Annotated in this window: 9 protein-coding genes; 5 read left to right on the forward strand and 4 right to left on the reverse strand. The window is 38.4% G+C overall.

The window, feature by feature from the left end; all coding sequences use genetic code 11:
- Positions 1-260 precede the first annotated feature (260 nt).
- Positions 261-1,442: a M14 family metallopeptidase gene (locus KHA97_RS10740; protein WP_213124749.1), complete on the forward strand. Its 1,182-nt coding sequence runs from the start codon at positions 261-263 to the stop codon at positions 1,440-1,442.
- An 82-nt stretch (positions 1,443-1,524) separates the two neighbouring features.
- Here KHA97_RS10740 and KHA97_RS10745 read toward each other — a convergent pair whose 3' ends face one another.
- The 4 genes from KHA97_RS10745 to KHA97_RS10760 all read right to left on the reverse strand — a co-directional run bounded on the left by KHA97_RS10745 (position 1,525) and on the right by KHA97_RS10760 (position 3,712).
- A complete protein-coding gene (locus KHA97_RS10745; protein WP_213124750.1) occupies positions 1,525-1,626 on the reverse strand; it encodes a YjcZ family sporulation protein in 102 nt (33 codons plus the stop codon).
- A gap of 263 nt (positions 1,627-1,889) precedes the next feature.
- Positions 1,890-2,837 (reverse strand): mannose-6-phosphate isomerase, class I, encoded by a 948-nt coding sequence (manA, locus tag KHA97_RS10750; RefSeq protein WP_213124751.1) that lies wholly within the window; start codon positions 2,835-2,837, stop codon positions 1,890-1,892.
- On the reverse strand, positions 2,834-3,298 hold the full coding sequence (locus tag KHA97_RS10755) for a low molecular weight protein-tyrosine-phosphatase (RefSeq protein WP_213124752.1): 465 nt from the start codon (positions 3,296-3,298) through the stop codon (positions 2,834-2,836). Before KHA97_RS10755 ends, manA begins: the two co-directional genes overlap by 4 nt.
- Positions 3,299-3,712: a VanZ family protein gene (locus KHA97_RS10760; RefSeq protein ID WP_213124753.1), complete on the reverse strand. Its 414-nt coding sequence runs from the start codon at positions 3,710-3,712 to the stop codon at positions 3,299-3,301.
- A 287-nt stretch (positions 3,713-3,999) separates the two neighbouring features.
- On the opposite strand from KHA97_RS10760, the gene KHA97_RS10765 reads away from it, so the two are divergent.
- From KHA97_RS10765 to KHA97_RS10780, 4 genes are all read left to right on the forward strand, one after another.
- Complete coding sequence (locus tag KHA97_RS10765; protein ID WP_213124754.1) at positions 4,000-4,902, forward strand: acetamidase/formamidase family protein; 903 nt, start codon at positions 4,000-4,002, stop codon at positions 4,900-4,902.
- A gap of 20 nt (positions 4,903-4,922) precedes the next feature.
- Complete coding sequence (locus tag KHA97_RS10770) at positions 4,923-6,293, forward strand: APC family permease (protein ID WP_325167440.1); 1,371 nt, start codon at positions 4,923-4,925, stop codon at positions 6,291-6,293.
- Positions 6,294-6,361: 68 nt separating this feature from the next.
- A complete protein-coding gene (locus KHA97_RS10775) occupies positions 6,362-6,928 on the forward strand; it encodes a helix-turn-helix domain-containing protein (RefSeq protein WP_213122867.1) in 567 nt (188 codons plus the stop codon).
- Positions 6,829-7,755 carry an IS3 family transposase gene (locus tag KHA97_RS10780; protein ID WP_213124256.1) on the forward strand — a complete coding sequence of 309 codons (927 nt, stop codon included), beginning with the start codon at positions 6,829-6,831 and terminating at the stop codon, positions 7,753-7,755. Before KHA97_RS10775 ends, KHA97_RS10780 begins: the two co-directional genes overlap by 100 nt.
- The last annotated feature ends 31 nt before the right edge of the window (positions 7,756-7,786 follow it).

The following is a 7,786-nucleotide window of genomic DNA, read 5'->3' on the forward strand; positions in this document are numbered from 1 at the left end:
AATATATTTCAAAGAGCCAGCTAAAGAAGCAGTTGAATATCAAATTGGACAGGTAGCGTTTAAATTTCATTTTGATTACGAATCCTAACTTAATTCACAATTAAACACACCAGACTTCAATTATGTTCCTAATAAGATGAAACAAAACCTCCCTAGCTTCATTCCCCCGTTACTACGTAAATACAATGTATAGGTTTTTTGTCATCTTTCTTATCTTTTCACATACTACTAAATTGATAAAGGTTTTTGGAGGGACGCAAATGGAGATACGAGTCCGATCTGGGGATACTCTTTGGCATTATAGCCAGTTATTTTTTATTCCGACGGTTCTGATCATTGATTCCAATCCGGGTATTAATCCGAATGCTCTCCAAGTAGGGCAAACAATTAAAATCCCTGGATTTACGGAACAAACGCACACGATCCGCTCGGGAGATACATTTTGGAAAATAGCTCAATCTCATCATTTAAATATTGATGCTTTACTTCTTTTGAATCAAAATATGAATCCAAGTCAACTTCAAGTCGGGCAAACGATTCGCATTCCTTTAAGAGTCACGACATTAACGATGGATGGCGTGGATCACTACGATTTTCAAAGAATGAGAAATGATATTGAAAAATTATTGGTTATTTATCCTTTCGTAAAAAGAAGAGAAGCAGGAAAAAGTGTGGACAATTTATCGTTATACGATTTACGGGTAGGAAAAACGAATCGAAAAATTCAAATGAACGCTTCTTTCCATGCAAATGAATGGATTACGTCACCGATTTTAATGAAATTTTTAAATGAATATTTGCTTGCTTTAACGAATGGACAGAATATTAGTGGTGTTTCTGCTTTATCAATTTACGAAAGAGCTCAACTTTCAGCTGTTCCGATGGTAAATCCTGATGGAGTAAGTCTTGTGTTAAACGGTCCACCTGCGGCAAGACACGAGGAAGTAATTCGGTTGAATCGGGGAAGCACTGACTTTTCAGGATGGAAGGCAAATATTCGTGGTGTCGATTTGAATAAGCAGTTTCCGGCAAATTGGGAATTTGAGAAAGAGCGAAAACCTAAAGTACCTGGTCCAAGAGATTATCCCGGACCTTCTACATTGACTGAGCCGGAAACAAAGGCGATGGCCGATCTTGTGAGAAATGAAAGTTTCGCCAGACTTTTAGCATTGCATACACAGGGAAAAGAAATTTTTTGGGGCTACGAGGGACTCGAACCCCCTGAATCAGAAGTACTCGCCAATGATTTCGCTAGACTAAGTGGGTATACAGCAATCCGCTATGTCGATAGTTATGCTGGCTATAAAGATTGGTTTATCCAAGATTTTCGCAGGCCAGGATTTACTGTTGAACTTGGACTTGGCCAAAACCCTCTCCCCATTTCACAATATGATGAAATATATGCTCACGTAAAACCATTATTGGTTCGAGCACTAATCTAAGAGTCCTCAAATGCTGGGGACTTTATCTGTAAAAAGGAAAAGGACAGACTTGTAAAAGTCCGCCCTCCCCCTTTAACATTTCCTAATAGTAACCTCCGCCAACGAATGCTGTCCCAACAATAATCAACAAGATAAATAGGACAACAATTAGTGCGAAGCCAGCTCCATGTCCGCCTCCACTCATAAGGTTACACCCCCTTTTAATCGGGATGATTTATCTTATGAGAGATAACTAATATCGGAGTGGACATTCACTTAGACTTTTGAATCATTCTAAGCTAATTTATTATTTTCAATTAAATGGACTGGCCACTTAATCGAAAAGGGAATCAAGTATTTTGGATAAGGCTTGAAGTATGTCTTAAAGAAAAAAATGCATTAGAAAAGCCCATTCCTTAAAGAACATAAGAATGGGCTTTGAATAATGATAAAATAGCACAATCTGCATTAAACATGGGACACGATCAACTTTGCATTCCCACTAAGTTCAAAATCTCCTACTCCAGCCGGCAGGATAAAGTGATCGCCTTTTTTCACTGGATACTCCTGTTCACCAAGCAACAATGCTACTTCTCCTTCAAGAACGCTGAAAAGCATAAACGGTTGATCTTGTTTAAACTGAGCAGCTCCATCTATGTCCCATTTGAACACCGTAAAGTATTCTGAACCTACAAACTTAGTAATGACTGCTCCAGAAATGTTTCTGACTTTAGGAGCAACATCAGTAACACGATGTGGAATAGTTGAAACATCAATTGATTTTTCAATATGAAGTTCACGCGGCTTGCCATCTTGTCCAGGTCGATCGTAATCATATAATCGATATGTAGTATCGGAGCTTTGCTGTGTTTCAAGGACAAGCGTCCCTTCTCCTAGCGCATGGATCGTTCCACTTGGGACATAAAAGAAATCGCCTGGCTTAATTTTTACCCGTTGCAACAACTCATCCCACTGATTATTCTCAATCATCGATACAAATTCTTCTTTCGTCTGAGCGGTATGTCCGAAAATCAGCTCCGCTCCTTCTTTACAATCGATTATATACCAGCATTCCGTCTTTCCAAGCTCACCATTTTCATGCACATTCGCATACTCATCATTTGGATGGACTTGAACAGATAAGTCAGCATTTGCATCTAGAATTTTTGTTAATAAGGGAAACACTTGCGATTGCTGATTTCCAAATAATTCAGGATGATTTTCCCAAAGATCTATCAATGTTTTACCTGCTAACTCACCGTTTTTTACGATAGATGGGCCGTTTGGATGCGCAGAAATTGCCCAGCATTCCCCCGTATGATCACTCGGAATATCGTAGCCAAACTTCTCTTTTAAAGCAGTGCCACCCCAAATCCGCTCCTGAAAAACAGGTTGTAAAAATAATGGTTCCCTCATGATGTCATTCCTTCCTTTATTTTCTCCAATAACGCTTGACAGCCTTCTAACACAAGATCATATGTTTCCTGAAAATCACCCGTATAATATGGATCTGGGACATCGGATTTTTTATTCGTCAAATCGAGGAGTCTCATAATTTTTGGATGTTGAGGCTGACCGCATATATCGTAAATATCGCGAATATTCATTTCATCCATTCCAATGATGTAATCAAATTGCTCAAAGTCCTCTTTCGTAAACTGCCTCCCAAGCATCCCTTCAGAAGAAATACTATATTCCTCAAGCTTCTTTAGCGTCCCTTTATGTGGACGGGCACCAACATGCCATGAACTAGTGCCAGCGGAATCAATATGGATTTTTCCGTTTAAATTTGCCTTCTTCACTAAATCCCTAAATACTGCCTCTGCCATTGGGGAGCGACATATATTCCCTAAGCAGACAAACAAAACATTAACCATTTATCTTTCTCCTCTTTTTTCCTTTTTCATTAAAAATAACTTCATTCCGACGAGTGCAATGATGGCACCCAGCGAATCCAATCCAACATCAAGGACAGCTCCTGTTCGATTCGGGACAAATAACTGGTGAAATTCATCCGTCGCTGCATAAAAGGTCGTAAATAACCACGCGAACAAAAAACGTTTTCTTTGCAGCCCATTATAAAATAAGATGGCAAGCAAGCCAAAAGCACTTAAATGAACACCTTTGCGGAACACTACATTCCATATTTCCGCTTCGCTTGGAGATAAATGAAATATTTTTTGCAATATAGATTGTGTATTTCCCCCTGTGGATGAAGGGGAAGCTGTAGCAATAAAAATAGCTATACACCATACGAAAGCAGCAATCAGCCAATAATATCTTCTATTCATAAACATAATCCTCTTTACAATATTCTTCTATTATTATAACTAATTCACAAACTGCATGCACTCAACAAAAATATGAATATCGATTCATTTCAATCAACTAGTTCAAAAGAACGACTTTGACATTTTATCCTGCATCATTTTTCTAGTAAATTTCATTTAATTTAAAATATTTATAGGTAGATATTCACAAAACGTTCACTTTTCAATCTTCATATGTTATAATCTTTCCAATATGTCATAACATTACGACATTAATATTTATACAAAACAGAAAGGATGGTAGAAAGATGAGTCAAACTGTAGGCTTAGGAACACCGATTTATTCATTCAGCAAAGAACACAAACCTGTTGCGACCGTTGCTTCTGGAAGCAGAATTACGGTGGATTCGTATGATTGTTTCGAAGGACAAATTACTTCTAATGAAACAACAATGAATTCTATCGATTGGGAGCGGATTAATCCGGCAACTGGTCCAATCTTTGTAGAATCGGCTCAGCCGGGAGATGTACTTGCCGTCACGATTCACGGTCTTGACATTAAAGGTCCTGGGGTGCTCGCGACAGGTCAAAACCTCGGTGTCATGGGACATCGGATTGATGAGTTCACGATCAAAATGATTCCGCTTGAAGGCGATGAAGCTGTTTTCAATGAAAAAGTTCGCATTCCACTGAACAAAATGATCGGTGTCATCGGTGTCGCTCCAGAACACGATGCTGTACCATGTGGAACTCCAGGAAATCACGGTGGAAACTTGGATACGGTCTTGATTACCGAAGGCGCAACAATTTATTTCCCTGTTTTTCATGAAGGTGCATTGTTTGGCCTAGGTGATATGCATGCAGCAATGGGAGATGGAGAAATTGGCGTATCTGGAATTGAAGTAGCAGGTACAGCTGATTTGACGCTAGAAGTGAAAAAAGGTAAAAGCTTAAAACATCCACTTGTGAAAAATAAGGATGGGCTTAGCATTTTAGTATCTGCTGAAACGCTTGATGAAGCAGCAAAACTTGCTGTTGAAGAAATGATCGATTTATTGCTGCCATACACAGATATGGATGTGGCAGAAATGACTATGTTGATGAGCGCCATTGGGCAATCACAAATTTCTCAAATCGTCGATCCCCTTCTTACAGCTCGATTCTTTGTTCCACAATCGTTTTTAGATGCTTATAAGATAGACATATTTTAATCGTTTAGGGGGAAATTTGAGTGGCAATTGAAAAACTAAGCCAAGAGGCTGATTTAAACGGGAATGCTCCTGCATACAAGCAGGAACTGAAACGTGCATTAACATTTTGGGATTTAATGATTTATGGTTTGATTTTCATGGTTCCGATTGCTCCATTCGGAATTTATGGCGAGGTTGCAACTGGAGCAAAAGGAATGGTTGCCCTTGCATACGTCATCGGGATGATCGGAATGATTTTTACAGCGCTCAGCTATGCGCGCATGTCTGAAGCAATTCCATATTCCGGATCGGTTTATGCTTATGCCCAGCACGGAATTAATGACACAGCTGGATTTTTTGGAGGCTGGCTCATTCTATTAGACTATATTTTTGTTCCTGCTCTCCTTTATTTAGTAAGTGCCGCGGCGCTTGCAGATATTGTTCCGGAAATACCGATTATCGTTTGGCTTCTTATTTTTATTGGTATTAATACCCTTATTAACGTATTAGGAATTGAATTTACTGCAAAAACGAATAAATATATTTTGATTGCTGAACTTATTGTTTTAGTCGTTTTCGTTGTTGCAGGTATCATTGCCGTTGCTCAGCATGTGAATGGTGCTGAATTTACGTTTAAGCCTTTATATGACAAAGAAAATTTTTCAATGGCAACAGTTATGGGAGCCGTTTCAATTGCGGTATTAAGCTTCCTTGGATTTGACGCAGTTTCCACACTTGCAGAAGAATCTAAAGGCGGACGCAAAGCAATTGGTAATGCCATTATCGGTGCATTGCTCTTAGTTGGTGTAATGTTCATCATCCAAACTTGGGTTGCAGCATTAATTTGGCCTGATTTTACTACTTTTGAAAATGTCGATACAGCATTCTACCAAATCGCTGAAATTGCCGGTGGTACCTGGCTAAAATGGACCACGATCATTGCTACAGTTATCGCGTGGGGGATTGCGGATGCACTTGTTGCACAAGCAGCCATTTCCCGTATTCTCTTTAGTATGGCTCGCGATCGTAAGTTGCCACATGTGCTATCGAAAGTTCATCCTAAATTTAAAACACCATTTGTCGCAACGATTGTTGTTGCTGTCATTTCATTTATCGTAACAATGTTCTTCTCTGCACAAATTGGACAACTTGCATCAGTCGTTAACTTTGGTGCACTTTCTGCTTTCTTGATATTGCATATTTCCGTTATTAACTTCTATATTAGAAAGAAGAAAAGTACAAATTACTTTAGCCACCTAGTGTTGCCTGCAATCGGTTTTCTGATAATTGGCTATGTTTGGTTTAATCTGGATCCAATGGCCAAAAAACTAGGGTTTATCTGGCTAGGAATCGGTATTCTATATTTCATCTATTTGAAAGTGACTAAAAAGGATACTAAGGTAGAACTATAATTAAAAGGTGCAGATCTGTACTGCACCCCAAAAGTTAGAGTGAAATCTGACTTTTGGGGTGTTTGTTTTTGGCTAAATACAGTGAAGAATTTAAACTTATGGTGGTTAAAGAGTATCAGGAAGGAAAACTTGGACATAGATCTCTTGCTGAGAAGCATGGTGTTAAGAGTAAAGCACAAGTTGAACGATGGGTAAAAATCTATGAGAAGTTTGGAGAAATAGGATTAAAGAGGAAGAAGCATTCTGAAAGTTATTCTGTTCAATTTAAGCTAGATGTATTAAGCTTTATGAAAAGAACAGGTTCTTCAGAGACAGAGGCTGCCCTTCGTTTTGGGTTAACAAATCCTCCTATTATAGCCTCATGGAAAAAGTCATTTTTGGAGGGGGGAATTGAAGGCCTGGAGAGACCGAAAGGACGGCCGCCCATGTCTGATAAAGCTAAGAATAGAAAAAGCCAAAAAAGAACAGATGAAAAAGAAATGACATATCAACAAAAATTGGAGAGAGAAAATGAACTTCTTCGTTTAGAAATAGAATACTTAAAAAAGTTGCGAGCTTTTCAGATGGATCCGGAAGGCTATCTCGAAAAGCACAAGCAGCGTTATCATTCGAACTCAAAGAAACCTTCCAATTAAAAGATGTTTTACATAGAGTGGGTATTCCGGAGTCTTCCTACCATTATCATATAAAAGTGATGAAACGGGAAAACCCAGATCAAGAGCTTGAAGAATGTATTCAATTAATTTTTGATGAACATGATGGCAATTACGGTTATCGTCGAATCTACTTGGAATTAAAAAAACGTGGTACTCAAGTAAATCATAAGAAAGTACAGCGCATCATGAAGAAACTTAGACTTAAAGCTACAAAGTTTACAAGAAAATCACGCAAGTATAGTTCTTATAAAGGGACGGTTGGAAATATTGCCAAGAACCGTATTAAACGTCGTTTTTACACAAATGTCTGTCGTCAAAAGTTAACAACGGATATTACAGAATTCAAGTGTTCAGACGGTGTAAAACTTTATCTAAATCCTATTATGGATATGTTCAATGGTGAAATCCTATCTTACGGGGTAAGTATGCGACCAACCTTAGAAATAGCCCTTAAACCACTAGAGAAAGCTCTAGAGATAGTAAAAGAATCAAAGTATAGAACCACCGTACATTCTGATCAGGGTTGGCACTACCAACATAATATGTGGGTAAAAACACTCAAGGAACACAAGGTCTTTCAAAGTATGTCTCGAAAAGGAAACTGTTTAGATAATTCACCTATGGAGAACTTTTTCGGATTAATGAAACAAGAAATGTATTACGGGGAAGCTCTGTGCTCATATGAGGAATTGAAAACGAGAATAGAAGAATACATAAATTATTATAATTATAAACGTATAAAGAAAAAACTGGCAGGCATGAGCCCAGTTGAATACCGGATTCATACCAGCCAATTAGCAGCTTAATATAAAACTCTAACTTTTGGGGGTCACCTCA

This window comes from Lederbergia citri (genome assembly GCF_018343625.1).
In the GTDB taxonomy this organism is placed as follows: Bacteria; Bacillota; Bacilli; order Bacillales; family Bacillaceae_C; genus Lederbergia; species Lederbergia citri.